Source organism: Salinivibrio sp. MA351, from assembly GCF_001996065.1.
GTDB classification, from domain to species: domain Bacteria; phylum Pseudomonadota; class Gammaproteobacteria; order Enterobacterales; family Vibrionaceae; genus Salinivibrio; species Salinivibrio costicola.
Map to the genome: position 1 here is coordinate 1 of NZ_MUFG01000027.1, position 15,383 is coordinate 15,383.

Genomic DNA, 15,383 nt, shown 5'->3' on the forward strand with positions numbered 1-15,383 from the left:
ATTACTTTATGTATTGATATATCATTAGCGCATCAGCTAGATAGTGACATAGATCACTATCAAGTCAATCTTGCCACTTACCGCCTTCGCGTTTGAATAGATTTTAATCTTCCCGGACAACAGGCCAAGATTGATGGACGCCCCACTCCGTCCAAGAGCCGTCATACACCGCAAGCGGATAAGCAAAATAGTGCTCGGCCACCGCGGCTAAGATACAAGCCGTCACGCCTGAACCACAGCTTGCTACGTTCAAACGTGTATCACTGAGGTGAGGTAAAACGATGTTACGTGCGATGTCTGAACTGATCACAAAACCGCGCGGATCGGTTAATTCGCTAAAAGGTAGGTTAATAGCACCGGGCATATGACCACTTCGTATACCTTCTCGAGGCTCTGGCACCTGTGCATAAAATCGTGTTTCAGGACGGACATCAATCACATTGATTGCGGCCAGCTTTTCGGCCAGCGTGTCGCCATCAATGTAACGATACGCTTTAAAATCGGCGTGGTAAGTTGCCTCGACACGCGGCTGAGGCGGTGTATTATCTATCAGCCCCTCTGATGCCATCCAAGCAGGTAGTCCGCCATCAAGAATAAATACATCCCGATGGCCCATCACTTTACACATCCACCACACGCGAGCGGCAGAGAATAAGCCTTGCGTGTCATAGACCACTAACGTGTCTTGCGAGGCAATACCTAGCGTTCCCATATGTCGCGCAAAACTCGTTTCATCCGGTAACATATGAGGTAAAGAGGAGGATTGATCTTTGACTGTATTATCGAAATCAAAGTAGACGGCACCCGGAATACGCCGTTGGCGCCACTCTTGGAAGCTATCTCGGGATACATCTGGCATAAACCAGCTAGCATCGACAGGAACGACGGTATCGAGGCGCTGAGCGAGCCATTCAGGGGTTACAAACACTGACATTTTGACGGTTCCTTTTCATCGTTGATTGGCGGATGACAACACTTTCACAAGATATTGACTTATCTCATCTAGTATCAGCCTAATTTTTTACTCATACTGAAAGCCTCGCACTAAAGATGCAACTCAATGAGGATATGAATGACGCCATCTCGCGTGATCTCAGGCGCTATTTTATTGTTTCCCACACTGCTACTAGCACCCACAGCGGCTTTTAGCGCGGGGGTCGGTGTAACAATTGAAAACGACAGTCCGTTAGGCGTTGATAATCAATACACCAGTGGTGTTTATGCGCACTGGCATGCGGATTGGTCCGATGATGTCACCACCACCGCTGTCACGCCCATTCGTTGGTTTGCTCAACAGCTACCGCTTAACGAACAAGCACGCCAAAGCTGGAGCATCGATGTTGGACAAATGATGTGGACGCCCAACGATATTGAATGGGAAACGCCCCATCCCAATGAACGTCCCTATGCCGGTTTGATTTTTATCGAGCCTGGCATTTATCAGCAGACATCAGAGCGGGTCGATAAGTGGTCATTTATGCTCGGAATGGTCGGCCCCGCATCGCAAACTGAAGAAGGACAATCTTACGTTCATGACCTCATCGACTCGCCCGACCCAAAAGGATGGGACTACCAAGTAGAAAACACGCCAGTGGCGCAGTTTGCTTATGAACGCCACCAGCTCCTGCACCGTAGCGAGAATCAAGAATGGGGAGTGACTGGACGTGCCGATATCGGTAACTTCCGCAGCGAACTCTCTACAGGATTGAGTTATCGTATTGGTCTTGATCTGGCTAATACCTTTGGCGGCATTAGCTTCGAGCCAGGCCGCCATTTAGACAGCCGTTTGTTCGACGCAAGCGAACAGGGCGCATTCTTTTATGCCGCGATGCAAGGCCGATATCGGGCCAATGACATCACCATCAATGGCGATAAACCGCCAGAGAATGCCGACATCGATATGACCCACTGGCAAGCAAGTGCTGCTACCGGGCTAGCATTTTACCAGCCTCGCTGGGGCACAGATATCAGTGTTGTTGTACACACGAAAGACTATAAGCAAGCTACCGATGACACCTATAGCTACGTATCTTGGACCGTGCATTATCGGTATTAACATCCATACTCTCGTTTCGCTTTCCGTCGCCACTATCGAGGTGTGGCGGCAACGGCTTGTTTAGGCGACTGACTCTTTCGTTTATCCGTGAGTTTCATCAACACCAATGACGCTAAAATCATCGCAATACCTAACCACTGTAACGGCTGTAACGTTTCATTGATCCACAGTACACCAAGGGTTACCGCCGTAAGCGGATTAAGAAACATAATGATAGATTGACGATTTGGACCAAGTACAGTGATCGAGCGAATATAGGCCCAGTAACCGACAGCAGTATTGAGTAAAATAACCCAAGCAAGTCCTGGTACGGCCTCCATGGTTATCGCCTTTGGCGGCCCCGCAAAGAGCCAAGCAAAAGGAATAAGCATGATGCCACCAAGGACTAACTGCCAAGCGGTTAATCCAAAAATGTCTTTCGCTTCCCAGCGCTTCATCCATAGTGTCGACTGAGCAACAAAAAATGTAGCAAGTAACATGGCACCTGCCCCTATCCAATCGATATTGGAAGATGGATTCAATAATAATACCACGCCGAAAAGCCCTAAAATCGCCAGCCCAAGTAGTTTAGGCTGAGGCCGTTTCCCTTCTGTTAACCACTGAAGCAGCATCAGTACCAAAGGTAAGGTCGCGCCTAAAGTCCCAGCGATAGCACCGGGTAGCCGATAAGCGGCAATAAAAAGCAGTAAAAAGAAAGCTGCGATATTAAAAAAGCTTACAGCAAGCATTCTCGGCAAACTTAAAGGTAAACCACGTCGACTGATCATCAGCATTAACAGGCCTGCTGGCAATGCTCGCCATACTGCCATCCAATAAGGGGAAAGATCTCCCAGAAACAGAGCAACCGCTGAATAAGTACTGCCCCAAAAAATCGGGGCAAGAATAGCGATAAAATAATGCATAACCTTTCTCTATGTATCTTCACGTAAAGATACAGTAGCTGTTATGTTAGTTGACATCAAGTATCTTAATAGTAAGAAAAATGTATTAGCGCTCAAAAAGACAACGCCATAGCGAGAAGGTGCTATGCTTATTTGCGTGATAAAACAGGGGGATAAAACAATGATCAATACTGAGAATGCGGTCGTTTTGTTGATTGATGTACAAGGCAAACTGGCACAAAAGGTAACAGGCAGCGAAGCACTACACCAAAAGCTGGCCCAACTAATGCGTGCCTGTCAGTACTTTGATGTGCCCGTGGTGTGGGTCGAGCAACTGCCCGATAAGCTCGGAGCGACCACTGCGAGTTTGGCTGAGTTAATCCCAACGGATACGCCCATTGCCAAGCAGACATTTAGTGCTTACGCAAACCCCGATGTTAAAAAACGACTCGATGATCTTAACCGTAAACAAGTCATCCTATGTGGCATCGAAACCCATATTTGTGTTTATCAAACAGCCTGCGATCTACTCAGAGCCCACTATCACGTTCACCTAGTCACGGATGCAACCTCATCCTGTGACGCGTCTCATTACCACACCGGAATTGCAATGATGCAGCAACATGGCGCCTGGATCACTTTGGTCGAAGCCTTGTTGTTTGAGTGGCAACAAGCAGCCGGCGGTTCAGACTTTCGATCTTTTTTAACGTTAATCAAGTAGAAAGCAAATAGATCTCTAAGTAATGGGCGTGAAGATCTAGGGGTTGAATACGTATACTCCTAAAATATCGAGTATTTATGAGATATAGATCGCACAGTAGGCGCTAACATTTTCATTAGTGGTCTAATATTATTCATGACGAATGTATGAAAGAGAAAGGAAGCACTATGTACAAACGACTACTCTCTGCAGCCCTATTAACGCTGTCTGCAGTCCCGGCCAGTGCCGATGACCATGGGTGTGGCAACGTCACGATTGCCGATATGAACTGGAATTCAGCGAGCCTGATTGCCAACATTGATCAGTTTATTTTAGAGCATGGCTACGGCTGTGATGCTGAACTCGTACCTGGTGATACCATGCCAACCGGCACATCCATGATAGAAAAAGGCGAGCCCGATATTGCACCGGAGTTTTGGAGTAACTCCATGCGTGAAGGCCTTCAGCGAGGTATTGACGAAGGACGTATACGCTATGCAGGACAAGCCTTTGTTGAAGGCGGCGAAGAGGGATTTTGGGTCCCTAAATACATGATCGATCAGCATCCCGAACTTAAAACCATTTCGGGCGTTAAAGCCAATGCCGATCTTTTCCCTCATCCCGAAGATCCGTCAAAAGCAGCCTTTTACGGATGTCCCGCGGGATGGAGCTGCCAAATTACCTCGGAAAATAATTTTAAAGCATTGGATCTCGCCGACAGTGGCTTTGAAATTGTCGACCCTGGCTCCGGTGCTGGCTTAGCCGGCTCCATTGCCAAAGCTTATGAACGCGAAGAAGCTTGGTTTGGTTACTACTGGGCACCGACGGCCGTGTTAGGCAAATATGAAATGGTTAAAGTCGATTTCGAAACGGGTACGGATGTCGAGCACTATAAGTCATGTATTACATCTGACGAGTGCATAACGTCGAAAGCAACAATGTATCCAGCCGCTGATGTTGAGACTGTCGTGACAGAACGCTTTGCTAAACGAGCTCCCGAGGCCATGGCCTATATAGAAAATCGTGGTTTTACCAACGACCAGATGAATGGATTACTGGCATGGATGGAAGATAACCAGGCTGACGGTGAATATGCGATGATCAATTTCTTAATTAATCATGAAGACATTTGGACCCAGTGGGTGCCAAATGAGGTGGCGAGCAAGGTAAAAGACGCGTTGTAACTCAAAAACCCGCACAGTATTGCCACTGTGCGGGATTTCTTTTAGCAGTATAGGAATAATAACAATGGCGACTTCATGGCTAACGGATGTGCCAGAAATGAGCAGGCGCGATCTGCTCACCATCCGACAAACACTGGATGGTGCCTATCGGAATTTTTCTCGCGAATATGGCGAAGGTATCGAAGCCTTTTTTGACCCCCTCCTCCACTTTCTTGTTTGGTTCGAAGACTTACTCCTTGCCACACCTTGGTGGCTGGTGATTGCCGTACTTGCCGGTATCGCGTATCTCGCCAGTCGCTCTTGGAAGCTCCCTGCGGCTGTGGTTGTTTCTTTCACTCTAATTGCTTACTTAGGGATGTGGGAAGATACCATGAGCACCATGAGTATCATTTTGGTCTGTACGCTTGTCGCGATAGGTGTCGGTGTACCTATCGGGATTGCGATGGCGAAGTCCAATCGGACCCAAGCGGTGGTTACGCCACTCCTTGATATCATGCAGACCATGCCCGCTTTCGTATATTTAATTCCTGTCGTGATGCTACTGGGCATTGGTAAAATTCCGGGGGTCATTGCCGTCGTGATTTACGCCATTCCACCGGTCATCCGCTTAACGAACCTTGGGATTAGGCTGGTCGATAAAGATGTGCTTGAAGCAGCGACTGCGTATGGCGCCAATGGCGTTCAGCGCCTTTTTCAGATTCAGCTACCACTGGCAATGCCCACCATTATGGCCGGCATTAATCAAACGATTATGATGGCACTCGCCATGGTCGTGATCGCCTCGATGATCGGTGTTTCTGGCTTGGGTCAACCCGTTCTTAAATCGATCACTAACCAATATTTCACCTTGGGCCTGCTCAATGGCCTCGCGATCGTCGTGATTGCTATTATTTTCGATCGCGTCTCGCAAAGCTATGCCAAGCGATCACAGCAGCACTTAAAAGGAGGTGATCATGACTGATTCTGAGCAGAACACCTTGATCGAAATTCACGGTCTTTACAAAGTGTTTGGCAACCATCCGCGTAAGCTCATGCCCGATGTTAAAGCAGGTAAAAGCAAAGACGCATTGCTACAAGAAACAGGACATACTATCGGACTTAGTGACATCAATCTGTCTATTCGGCGCGGTGAAGTGTTCGTCATCATGGGCTTATCTGGCTCAGGAAAATCAACACTGATTCGCCATTTCAATCGTTTGATCGATCCGACAGAAGGTGAAATTCGCATTGATGGCACGGATATAATGCAGTACTCACAAAAAGAGTTGCAGCAATTTCGTCGTCATAAAATGTCGATGGTTTTCCAGCGATTCGGCTTGCTTCCTCACCGTACTGTCAAAGAAAACGTCGGTTTTGGTCTTCGCATTCAAGGAGAAGCCAAAGCACTGCGAGATGAAAAGGCACAACAGTGGCTCTCTACGGTTGGCTTAGAGGGCTATGCTGACCAATACCCTGCCCAGTTATCCGGTGGGCAACAGCAACGCGTCGGTTTAGCACGGGCCTTGTGTACGGATGCGGAGATCCTATTGATGGACGAAGCGTTTTCTGCACTGGATCCGCTCATTCGCAGTGAGATGCAAGACCAACTCATTGAGCTACAAGAAAAGCTGCATAAAACGATTATCTTTATTACCCATGATCTCGACGAAGCGTTACGTCTTGGTGATCGTATTGCCATTTTACGGGACGGTAAGCTGGTACAAGTGGGTGAGCCGGTTGATATTCTACTTCAACCAGCAGACGACTATGTCGAAGCATTTGTTAAAGACGTCAACCGTGCTCGAGCCCTAACCGTTGAAACCGTGATGCAGCCGCAAATCTGTCGTATCAGTGCGACCACAATTGGTGATGCCATTCAGCAGATGCGCCATCAAAAAGTTAATTATGGCTACTACATTACCGAGGAGGGTTACCAAGGTACCTTGAGCCAAAAAGCACTGAGTGACAAAGATCCAAGTGGCCATATCGAGGCTAGCTTACTTGAGGATGTTCCCGCGATTGATCAAGATTCTTTGCTCGAGAGTGTGATTCCAGATACCTTGGAGTCGAAATGGCCACTGCCCGTCTTCGACGATCATGGGGAGCTTATCGGGCATCTCTCACGACAGACTGTTGCCAACATTCTCAGCGAAACAGGAAAAAGCGCGACCGAAACGTTATCCACAAACCCGCCCCAAAAAGCGAGCTAATTATATCAATGCGCCCTACCTATAGGGGCGCATTAACCCAGCTGACCGATCAGTTTCAGACGTGACGACGAAATAGCGAATCGTGATCACCTAGCGCCCTGTTGTCCGGGAGCTAGGTGTTTCGAAAATAGATATGATTACGTCTTATTCACTCGTTCAAAACCAGCGGCAAGATCAGCGATTAAATCCTCCACCTGTTCGAGACCAATATGCAGTCGAACGAGTGTCCCACTGAAACTCACTTTAGCCACGGGCCGGATCCGATTAAGCTGTTCGGGTTGATTGGCAAGTAACAAAGACTCGTAACCTCCCCATGAATAAGCCATGCTAAAGTACTTCATAGAGTCGCAGAATGCTTCTAATTGTGTATCGGACAAACGTTCCTTAAAAACGAATGAGAACAGTCCGTTACTGCCACTAAAATCACGGGCAAAATAGCGATGCCCCGGACAATCAGTGAATGCGGGATGAAGCACTTTCGCCACTTCAGCCTGCTCATTCAGCCAGTTGGCAACATGTAACGCATTTTCTTGATGTTGCGCTAGCCGTACATCGAGCGTTCTCAGTCCTCGCGCCGCCTGGTAGGCAGTGTCAGGATCAACGGTTTGTCCCATCAAGTAGGCACGCTCTCTCAGCGTTGGCCAACAGCGCGCATTGGCGACGGCGGTGCCTAGCATATTATCTGAATGACCAATAATGTACTTGGTGCCAGACTGAATAGAAATATCGACACCCTGTGTTAACGGCTGGTATAAGCGACCTGCCGCCCACGTATTATCCATCATGATCACAGCATCTGGGGCGCGATTGCGAACCGCTCGCACAATGGCTGGCGTATCGTGCACTTCCATGGTGTACGATCCGGGTGACTCTAAGAACACGATACGTGTATTCGGCTTGATACGATGACTAATCTCGTCACCTTCAAGTGGGTCAAAATACTCGGTCTCGATCTGCATGTCGGCCAGTATTTTCTCACAAAAGTCCTGAGTAGGCTCATACGCCGAACCCGATACCAGTATGTGATCGCCCGTTTTAACAAATGCGAGAATACTGTTAGCAATCGCCGCCGCGCCACACGGAAATAACGCACAACCTGTTCCCTGCTCAAGCTCTGTCATTGCGTCTTGCAGCGAAAAGTGAGTGGTCGTACCTCGTCGGCCATAAAACAGCGTTTGTTGGTGACGATTTGCAACCGCGTGTTTCTTTTCTGCTAATGAATCAAAAATGATTGAAGAAGCGCGTTGTACGACTGGATTAACCCCGCCTAAGGTGTAGCCTTTTTGGCGTCCAGCATGGATTAGCTGCGTACGATTTTGTTTCTTTTCCATGGCTCACTCATCCTATGTTGCCCATATCTCTAGCCTAAGCGTTTCGCCAAAAGCAGTAAAGACATTTAGACGTCCATATTGTAATTTTCTATCTATCGATTCAACGATATGTCATCGCGCTAAACGCTAAGCCATCGCGGTTAGCGAAGCGTGTCTAGGTTGATGACTACCCACTCCGCATTTTAGTTCGAACACTAAACAGATCACATTTTTATCTATTTGACTGGAAACACAATGTAAGTGTATATACATTGTATATATAATTGATAGGCTAAAAAATATGGCAAAAAAAGAAAAAGTTAAAAAAGACAGCCAATTACTGATACGAATCAATAGTGAGCAACGTGATGCGTTTCTGCAAACATGTGACGAGCTTGATACCTCAGCGGCTCGAGAAGTCAGACGGTTTATCAAACAATTTTTAAAAGACCACGAAACAAAAAAAGAATCATAACATCCAGTTTACGGTGCAACTTGCCGGTACCCGACCACAGCATTGAAGCTGTATTGCAGTGGCAAACGCTTCGGCAATCTATATTTGAGGAGAGAAAATCATGGCGAAAGTATCAAAGAAAGATCTGAAAAAATCGATCAAGAAAACCAAAGCAAAAGTTGCGAAACAAGAAGGCAAGCTGAAAAAATTGAAAAAGCAACTAAAGCAAGCCTAAGCCACGTTTAGTTAAGCAATAAGCATAAAAAAAGCTCGGGGATTTCCCGAGCTTTTTGTTTGTTATGGCCACGCTTTATTGGCGCTGCGCTTACGTTTCAGCGCGTCCGATTTTAATCCTCAATTTTCTGCTTCACCCTCAGGTGACGATAAAACGGGCTCAACAGTAAACCGGCCTACATCCACACCGATCACTTTCACTTGCTCACCAGGCTGCAGGATAATATCCCCTGCGTTAGCACTCAGTTGCAATTGCCATGTCACTCCAGAGTACTTGGCCGACGACAGTTGTTCGCGACTTAATGGTGAAGTCAGAGCGAAGGTCAGTCCAATAAAGTCACTATGACGATTGTCCGGACTACGTTCTTTATGCTGTAACCGTTTAAGCGGTCGCCACAGCGCTAAGGTAAGTAATCCTGCGCCGATGCCAGTACCACTAAACAATGCGGTCACGGTTTCGGGCAAGACCCCAATCATGGCCAGTAACCCAACTAAAACCGCAGCACACCCGGTTGCTAATAAGACAATCGTTGACAAACCGAGCAGCCAAACTTCAGCAGCTAACAACAGTAGACCAATGATAATAGTTAACTCTGCAAGATAGTGACTCACGTATTTACCCTAACTGCTTTTTGTTTTGTTGAGCGATTCAATGATGGTCATCGCTTCTGCAACCACGTTCGCAGCTCCCGTGCCCGAATCAGGCAACAAGACGACCGACGACTCTTTGGCAATTGCTTGTTTCGCGCGAATTGCTTTCTCTGCTAAATCAAGCTGAATCGCTTTTTGACCTTCTTCGGTGATAGCTCGTGTCCCGACAATTTCAAGCGCTTCGGCTTGAGCTTGAGCGACGGCTAGAATGGCTTGCGCTTCACCCTCCGCATTCAGAATTTGTTCCGCTTTTTCCGCTTCTGCCGCTAAAACCCGTGACTGCTTCTGACCCTCTGCCACGTTAATATCTGATTGACGAGCCCCTTCAGACTCAAGGATCACGGCACGTTTCTCACGTTCGGCCTTCATCTGACGCTCCATTGCTTCGAGCACCGACCGTGGAGGATCAATATCTTTTATCTCGTAACGAAGCACTTGTACACCCCAAGGCTGAGCCGCTTCGTTGATGGCCGAGACAATGGCAATGTTCAAGCTTTCACGTTCTTCAAACGTTTTATCCAGCTCCATTTTACCTACTTCACTACGCATGGTGGTTTGCGCAAGTTGCGTGACGGAATAGACATAATCATTCACGCCATAGCAGGCTTTAAAGGGATCAAGCACTTTAATATAGAGTACACCGTCCACACCCAACGAAATGTTGTCACGCGTAATCGCAGACTGACTAGGCACATCATACGCTTGTTCTTTCAAAGTCCGTGTATACGCCACACGGTCGATAAAGGGAACAATGACGTTGAGCCCAGCTTCCATTGTTTTATAGTACTTACCAAACCTTTCAACCACATAGGCAGTATTTTGTGGCACAAACGTAATGGCACTGCGCAGTACGACAATCACTAAGATCGCCAGTACTATCCATACGCCAATAAAACTCGATATTTCAAAAAAAACGTTATCCATTAAGGGATCCTATGACTGTCGCTAACACGACGCTGATAGAGGGTGACAATGACTCAGACATGACGACAACGCTTGCATGCCTGAAGTTTAAGCATACGCCAATGCCAGTGTAGAAAGACAGATAACGATGGTAAATTTGACACTCGTCTCACTCAGATCGCTTTTTCCCCTCTTTTTATCTCGATTGAACGACATGACTCTCTGAGCGTGATCCCACTTTTGTAAAAGCCTGTCGCAACGATGGCCATATCATTGGAAAAAGGATTTTACCTTATCTTTTTTTGGGTGTACTCTTAGACCTGTTCAACCGTGTTGGTTGGCGGTGCTCATTACCGTTGACACCTTGACATACAGTGTCAAAAAATGAGCAAACTAACGCGCAAACAACGCGTAGTCCTGTTGAAGCTGTTTTTGAGCTTTAATAATCGGAAATTTATGCAGCAATTGAATATAGATACATCGAAACACCCCACCGTTAGGCTGGAAAGTTAGTTGTCCTGAAGATATTCGCTACATTTGCCCATAGAGTCGATTAACGGCACTCGCGTCACTGCAACACCTAGTTAATATATTCAGGAGACACCATGTCCAAAGCTAATGGTTCCGTTAAGTGGTTTAACGAAGAGAAAGGTTTCGGTTTTATCCAGCAAGAGAACGGTCCAGACGTATTCGTTCACTTCCGTGCTATCGTTGGTGAAGGCTTCCGCACACTAGCAGAAGGCCAGCAGGTTGAGTTCGATATCGAGCAAGGTCAAAAAGGCCCACAGGCTGCGAACGTCGTTCGCCTGTAAGCCAAACCAAATTTAAGAAGAAAGGCGCTCATCAGAGCGCCTTTTTTTATACCTGTCATTTAAAGTTATTACACTAAGCTACATTGATATCGCATTCAGCCCCTATGCGAGTAGACGCTCTTGTTGCTATCCACTAGGCTGTGAGTACATCATATTGTCAGGAGGACGTATGCTATCTCCGTGCTTGATTGTCGACGATCATGAGATGATCCGAGACACGATTGGATTAATGGCACAGGCACTCGGTATTAAATCAGTGATCACCGCAGCAGACGGCGCCGAGGCGATATCTCGCGCCTATCATGACGAGCCGAGCCTTATCATTACCGATTTACAAATGGATCCTATCGATGGTTTAGAAATGTTGCGTCTCATGCGAAGTGGCCGCTATCATCTACGCCACGACACACCCATCATTATTCTGACCGCAAACGCTTCTAAAGCCGTGATCAGCGAGTGTATCCGCTTTGATGTTGACGCGTTCATGATAAAACCTGTTAAAAAGCAAGACCTTGAAAATCGTGTCAAGCAACTGTCCAAACATACCAAGGCGAAAAAACCCCCACAGTTCTATTTCGAGATGTACCAGTCTGATCCGGCCAAATCGACAGAGTTCGAGCACAATGGTGCGGTTGTGTTTACGGAAGAAGAACAACAGCAAATCGAATGCATCACCGAACCTGTAGAAGAGACGCCGATAGCGCCTGATACACTAGGAGATGTAAAGGCATCACCGCAACCCTCTAGTGAGCCCAAAGATCGCAAATTTATACGCTGGCAAGAGAAGTACACAGTCGGTCATCAAGAATTGGATAACAGCAATAAGCAATTGTTGGCTATTATCAACGATACCTACGAGGCCATTGCTTACCATCACGATGATGATGACAAAGCTGACTTCGATGCCTTAGCTCAACGTTTCCGTGACTACATCGCTTCGCACTTTCTGCTAGAAGAAGATATTCTTGAAGCACGCGCCTACCCCAAATACAAAGAGCATGCAGCCATCCATCAACGCCTAGCGCGACAGGCTCAATATGTACTGCTTCAGTGCCAGGCCGATCCCACGCTCTATCGCTCCGAGTTTTTTAAATTTCTACGCTATTGGTGGATTCATCACGTGGTTCACGAAGACACGAAATATCGCGACTTCCTGGTACAAGGTCTTTAATACTTGCGTCCCGACTCACAGCCTTGCTCAGCGCTGTGAGTCTGCCCTACATCCACAACTTACCATCCACTAGACAGCAAAAGCAGTCTGTTTAGCAAACCATCGTATCGATTGGGAACCTGCCCACACCTTTAGGCCAGTAAATGTTNCGTTGTCCACGAAGACACGAAATATCGCGACTTCCTGGTACCAGGTCTTTAATACTTGCGTCCCGACTCACAGCCTTGCTCAGCGCTGTGAGTCTGCCCTACATCCACAACTTACCATCCACTAGACAGCAAAAGCAGTCTGTTTAGCAAACCATCGTATCGATTGGGAACCTGCCCACACCTTTAGGCCAGTAAATGTTACGCCTCGAAACACTTACTTTAATAAAAAATTTAACAATATAAATATACATATAAATCATTAACTTAATTGTTATTGACAGGCCGAACACAAAAATTTGGGGTTGATAAACCAAATCAATCGCCTATTATATAAAGCGAATTCGTTAGAGCACAAAACAATTATGTGGCGATCAAAAACGACAGATACGGCAGTGCTGGATTCTGAAGTACTCGACCGTAAACAGACAAAATCTAACACGCAGTTCGTGTTTCGTAAGCCTGCCATCGGCGATGGTGGCAACATTTATCGACTAATCACGCAATGCCCGCCGCTAGACGTGAACTCCGCTTACTGTAATTTTTTACAGGCGACGCATTTTAAAGAAACGTGTGTTGTTGCAGAGCGAGAAGGCGATGTGCAGGGCTTCATCTCCGGTTATATCCGCCCTGAGCAGCCAGATACCTTTTTCGTCTGGCAAGTTGCGGTGTCGCCAAAAGCACGTGGTGAGGGGCTTGCCCTATCGATGATTGAGGCGCTACTGGCTCGCAAAGTCGCGCAAAACGTTCACTTCATCGAAACCACAATCACAGAAGACAACGCCGGTTCTTGGGCGCTGTTTAAAAAGGTAGACCGCCTCTATGGCTCTGGTGGTCAACGCTCAGTGTTCCTTGATGAACAAGAGCATTTCAACGGTGAGCACGACACCGAATACCTTTTCCGAATTCCACTCAAAAAATAACAGGATGAGTTATGGATATCTTTAAGTCGCAGGAATCAAATGTTCAATGTTATGCCAACAACTTTCCCGTTGTATTTGAGAGCGCAAAAGGCTGTTGGATGACTGACGTAGACGGTAAGCGCTACCTTGATTTTCTAGCCGGCGCTGGTTCACTGAACTATGGACACAATAATCCGACGCTGAAAAAAGCGCTGATCGAGTATATCGAGAAAGACGGCATTACACACGGCCTAGACATGTATACAGAGGCGAAAGCACGCTTTCTCGAAGTATTTAAAAATCACATCTTGGCCCCACGTGGTTTGGACTACAAGTTCCAATTCACAGGCCCTACTGGTACCAACGCTGTGGAAGCGGCAATGAAGCTAGCTCGCAAAGTGACTGGGCGTTCAAACATTGTTTCTTTTACTAATGGCTTCCACGGTTGTACTTATGGTGCACTCGCGGTGACAGGTAACCATCACCATCGTGGTGGCGGCGGTATTCCAGTCAATAATTCAGTCACGCGTATTCCGTATGACGGCTATGCGAACGTTGATGGTCTCACCTTGTTTGAGACGATGCTTAATGACGCTTCAAGCGGGTTAACCGGTGGTGATAAACCTGCCGCTGTATTACTTGAGGTCGTTCAAGGTGAAGGTGGCTTAAATGCCGCATCTAATGAATGGTTACAACGCTTACAAACTATCTGTAAAGCACACGATATCCTGGTGATTGTCGATGATATTCAAGCAGGTTGTGGGCGTACGGGGACTTTCTTTAGCTTTGAGCCTTCAGGCATCAACCCTGATATTGTGACCTTGTCCAAATCCATTGGTGGTTACGGCTTACCTATGGCAGTCGTTCTACTCAAACCTGAGCTAGATCAATGGGCACCGGGTGAGCATAACGGTACATTCCGTGGTAACAACCATGCCTTTGTGACCGCTGCCGAAGCCATCGAAACCTATTGGCTAGATGATCAGTTCCAAACCCATATTCAAGCGCGTGCGGATCAGCTCAACAAAGTCCTGCAAGATATGCTTGCTAAAAATAGCGACTTATTTGAGATCATCAAAGGACGAGGATTGATGCAGGGTATTGCCTGTAAGAACGGTGATATTGCCGACGACATTACCAGCTTGTGCTTTGATAATGGCATGATCATCGAAACAGCCGGCCCAGAAGACGAAGTGATTAAATTCTTCTCTCCGCTGACCGTCAGTGAAGCTGAAATGGAGAAAGGCTTACAAATTTTCGTTAAGTCCGTTGAGCAGTACAAGAAAGAGAAGCTCAAAAAAGCATCATAAAGACATAACGAATAGACAAATAATAAGGAACAATCATGATTGTCCGCACATTAGAAGAATGTCAAAACAGTGATCGCCGCGTGGTCGCAGAAAATTGGGAAAGCGTACGCATGTTGCTACGTGATGATAACATGGGATTTTCATTCCATATCACCACCATTTATGCGAACACAGACACGCATATCCATTATCAGAATCATCTAGAATCAGTCTATTGCATGTCTGGTGAGGGTGAGATTGAAACGACTGACGATGGCAAGGTTTATCCAATCAAGCCCGGCACGCTGTATATTCTAGATAAACATGACGAGCACCAGCTACGCGCAAATAAAGGTGTTGATATGGTCATGGCCTGTGTGTTCAACCCGCCCATCACAGGGAAAGAGACACACGATGAAAACGGTGTTTATCCATTAGTCGATTAACCGTCAAGGGGCAGCGGGATGCTGCCCCTGTAAACCCAATCGACCTTTTTGTTCA

General features: G+C 46.9%; 16 protein-coding genes. 11 read left to right on the forward strand and 5 right to left on the reverse strand.

Going from position 1 to position 15,383, the window contains the following annotated elements; translation table 11 throughout:
- Positions 1–103: 103 nt before the first annotated feature.
- Positions 104–934, reverse strand: coding sequence for a sulfurtransferase (locus BZG78_RS12735; RefSeq protein ID WP_077661409.1), 831 nt, complete (start codon positions 932–934; stop codon positions 104–106).
- 138 nt (positions 935–1,072) lie between these two features.
- Here BZG78_RS12735 and BZG78_RS12740 point away from each other — a divergent pair, with 138 nt between their 5' ends.
- Positions 1,073–2,056, forward strand: coding sequence for a lipid A deacylase LpxR family protein (locus BZG78_RS12740; protein WP_077661410.1), 984 nt, complete (start codon positions 1,073–1,075; stop codon positions 2,054–2,056).
- 32 nt (positions 2,057–2,088) lie between these two features.
- On the opposite strand, the gene BZG78_RS12745 is transcribed toward BZG78_RS12740, so the two are convergent.
- Complete coding sequence (locus BZG78_RS12745) at positions 2,089–2,958, reverse strand: EamA family transporter (protein WP_025744900.1); 870 nt, start codon at positions 2,956–2,958, stop codon at positions 2,089–2,091.
- A gap of 160 nt (positions 2,959–3,118) precedes the next feature.
- Here BZG78_RS12745 and BZG78_RS12750 point away from each other — a divergent pair, with 160 nt between their 5' ends.
- The 4 genes from BZG78_RS12750 (at position 3,119) to BZG78_RS12765 (ending at position 7,010) form a co-directional block, all read left to right on the forward strand.
- A complete protein-coding gene (locus BZG78_RS12750; protein WP_077661437.1) occupies positions 3,119–3,658 on the forward strand; it encodes an isochorismatase family protein in 540 nt (179 codons plus the stop codon).
- A gap of 167 nt (positions 3,659–3,825) precedes the next feature.
- Positions 3,826–4,821 carry an ABC transporter substrate-binding protein gene (locus tag BZG78_RS12755; protein WP_077661411.1) on the forward strand — a complete coding sequence of 332 codons (996 nt, stop codon included), beginning with the start codon at positions 3,826–3,828 and terminating at the stop codon, positions 4,819–4,821.
- A gap of 64 nt (positions 4,822–4,885) precedes the next feature.
- Entirely contained in the window at positions 4,886–5,782 is an 897-nt protein-coding gene (locus BZG78_RS12760; RefSeq protein ID WP_025744837.1) for a proline/glycine betaine ABC transporter permease, read from the forward strand.
- Positions 5,775–7,010 (forward strand): glycine betaine/L-proline ABC transporter ATP-binding protein, encoded by a 1,236-nt coding sequence (locus tag BZG78_RS12765; RefSeq protein WP_077576701.1) that lies wholly within the window; start codon positions 5,775–5,777, stop codon positions 7,008–7,010. The genes BZG78_RS12760 and BZG78_RS12765 overlap by 8 nt, the downstream gene beginning before the upstream one ends.
- A gap of 137 nt (positions 7,011–7,147) precedes the next feature.
- Here BZG78_RS12765 and metC read toward each other — a convergent pair whose 3' ends face one another.
- Complete coding sequence (metC, locus tag BZG78_RS12770; RefSeq protein WP_077576703.1) at positions 7,148–8,341, reverse strand: cystathionine beta-lyase; 1,194 nt, start codon at positions 8,339–8,341, stop codon at positions 7,148–7,150.
- 280 nt (positions 8,342–8,621) lie between these two features.
- Between metC and BZG78_RS15510 the strand changes: the two genes are divergently transcribed.
- Entirely contained in the window at positions 8,622–8,795 is a 174-nt protein-coding gene (locus BZG78_RS15510) for a hypothetical protein (protein WP_164837586.1), read from the forward strand.
- 333 nt (positions 8,796–9,128) lie between these two features.
- On the opposite strand, the gene BZG78_RS12775 is transcribed toward BZG78_RS15510, so the two are convergent.
- Both BZG78_RS12775 and BZG78_RS12780 read right to left on the reverse strand, forming a co-directional pair.
- Positions 9,129–9,620, reverse strand: a complete 492-nt coding sequence (locus tag BZG78_RS12775) for an NfeD family protein (RefSeq protein ID WP_077661412.1) — start codon at positions 9,618–9,620, stop codon at positions 9,129–9,131.
- Between the two features lie 9 nt (positions 9,621–9,629).
- The gene (locus BZG78_RS12780) at positions 9,630–10,583 is read right to left on the reverse strand and encodes a slipin family protein (RefSeq protein ID WP_021024036.1); all 954 of its coding nucleotides are present in this window, start codon (positions 10,581–10,583) and stop codon (positions 9,630–9,632) included.
- Positions 10,584–11,167: 584 nt separating this feature from the next.
- Between BZG78_RS12780 and BZG78_RS12785 the strand changes: the two genes are divergently transcribed.
- The 5 genes from BZG78_RS12785 (at position 11,168) to BZG78_RS12805 (ending at position 15,328) form a co-directional block, all read left to right on the forward strand.
- On the forward strand, positions 11,168–11,374 hold the full coding sequence (locus BZG78_RS12785; RefSeq protein WP_025744354.1) for a cold-shock protein: 207 nt from the start codon (positions 11,168–11,170) through the stop codon (positions 11,372–11,374).
- Positions 11,375–11,543: 169 nt separating this feature from the next.
- Positions 11,544–12,545 (forward strand): bacteriohemerythrin, encoded by a 1,002-nt coding sequence (locus BZG78_RS12790; RefSeq protein WP_077461415.1) that lies wholly within the window; start codon positions 11,544–11,546, stop codon positions 12,543–12,545.
- Positions 12,546–13,056: 511 nt separating this feature from the next.
- Positions 13,057–13,614, forward strand: coding sequence for a diaminobutyrate acetyltransferase (ectA, locus tag BZG78_RS12795; RefSeq protein WP_021024033.1), 558 nt, complete (start codon positions 13,057–13,059; stop codon positions 13,612–13,614).
- An 11-nt stretch (positions 13,615–13,625) separates the two neighbouring features.
- Positions 13,626–14,903, forward strand: coding sequence for a diaminobutyrate--2-oxoglutarate transaminase (ectB, locus tag BZG78_RS12800; RefSeq protein ID WP_021024032.1), 1,278 nt, complete (start codon positions 13,626–13,628; stop codon positions 14,901–14,903).
- A gap of 35 nt (positions 14,904–14,938) precedes the next feature.
- Positions 14,939–15,328 (forward strand): ectoine synthase, encoded by a 390-nt coding sequence (locus tag BZG78_RS12805; protein WP_021024031.1) that lies wholly within the window; start codon positions 14,939–14,941, stop codon positions 15,326–15,328.
- Positions 15,329–15,383: the final 55 nt, after the last annotated feature.

What these genes read in the sequence shown, in the direction of transcription:
- BZG78_RS12735 (WP_077661409.1), bottom strand. Translation starts at nt 934, where the DNA reads ATGTCAGTGTTTGTAACCCCTGAATGGCTCGCTCAGCGCCTCGATACC.
- BZG78_RS12740 (WP_077661410.1), top strand. Translation starts at nt 1,073, where the DNA reads ATGACGCCATCTCGCGTGATCTCAGGCGCTATTTTATTGTTTCCCACA.
- BZG78_RS12745 (WP_025744900.1), bottom strand. Translation starts at nt 2,958, where the DNA reads ATGCATTATTTTATCGCTATTCTTGCCCCGATTTTTTGGGGCAGTACT.
- BZG78_RS12750 (WP_077661437.1), top strand. Translation starts at nt 3,119, where the DNA reads ATGATCAATACTGAGAATGCGGTCGTTTTGTTGATTGATGTACAAGGC.
- BZG78_RS12755 (WP_077661411.1), top strand. Translation starts at nt 3,826, where the DNA reads ATGTACAAACGACTACTCTCTGCAGCCCTATTAACGCTGTCTGCAGTC.
- BZG78_RS12760 (WP_025744837.1), top strand. Translation starts at nt 4,886, where the DNA reads ATGGCGACTTCATGGCTAACGGATGTGCCAGAAATGAGCAGGCGCGAT.
- BZG78_RS12765 (WP_077576701.1), top strand. Translation starts at nt 5,775, where the DNA reads ATGACTGATTCTGAGCAGAACACCTTGATCGAAATTCACGGTCTTTAC.
- metC (WP_077576703.1), bottom strand. Translation starts at nt 8,341, where the DNA reads ATGGAAAAGAAACAAAATCGTACGCAGCTAATCCATGCTGGACGCCAA.
- BZG78_RS15510 (WP_164837586.1), top strand. Translation starts at nt 8,622, where the DNA reads ATGGCAAAAAAAGAAAAAGTTAAAAAAGACAGCCAATTACTGATACGA.
- BZG78_RS12780 (WP_021024036.1), bottom strand. Translation starts at nt 10,583, where the DNA reads ATGGATAACGTTTTTTTTGAAATATCGAGTTTTATTGGCGTATGGATA.
- BZG78_RS12785 (WP_025744354.1), top strand. Translation starts at nt 11,168, where the DNA reads ATGTCCAAAGCTAATGGTTCCGTTAAGTGGTTTAACGAAGAGAAAGGT.
- BZG78_RS12790 (WP_077461415.1), top strand. Translation starts at nt 11,544, where the DNA reads ATGCTATCTCCGTGCTTGATTGTCGACGATCATGAGATGATCCGAGAC.
- ectA (WP_021024033.1), top strand. Translation starts at nt 13,057, where the DNA reads ATGTGGCGATCAAAAACGACAGATACGGCAGTGCTGGATTCTGAAGTA.
- ectB (WP_021024032.1), top strand. Translation starts at nt 13,626, where the DNA reads ATGGATATCTTTAAGTCGCAGGAATCAAATGTTCAATGTTATGCCAAC.
- BZG78_RS12805 (WP_021024031.1), top strand. Translation starts at nt 14,939, where the DNA reads ATGATTGTCCGCACATTAGAAGAATGTCAAAACAGTGATCGCCGCGTG.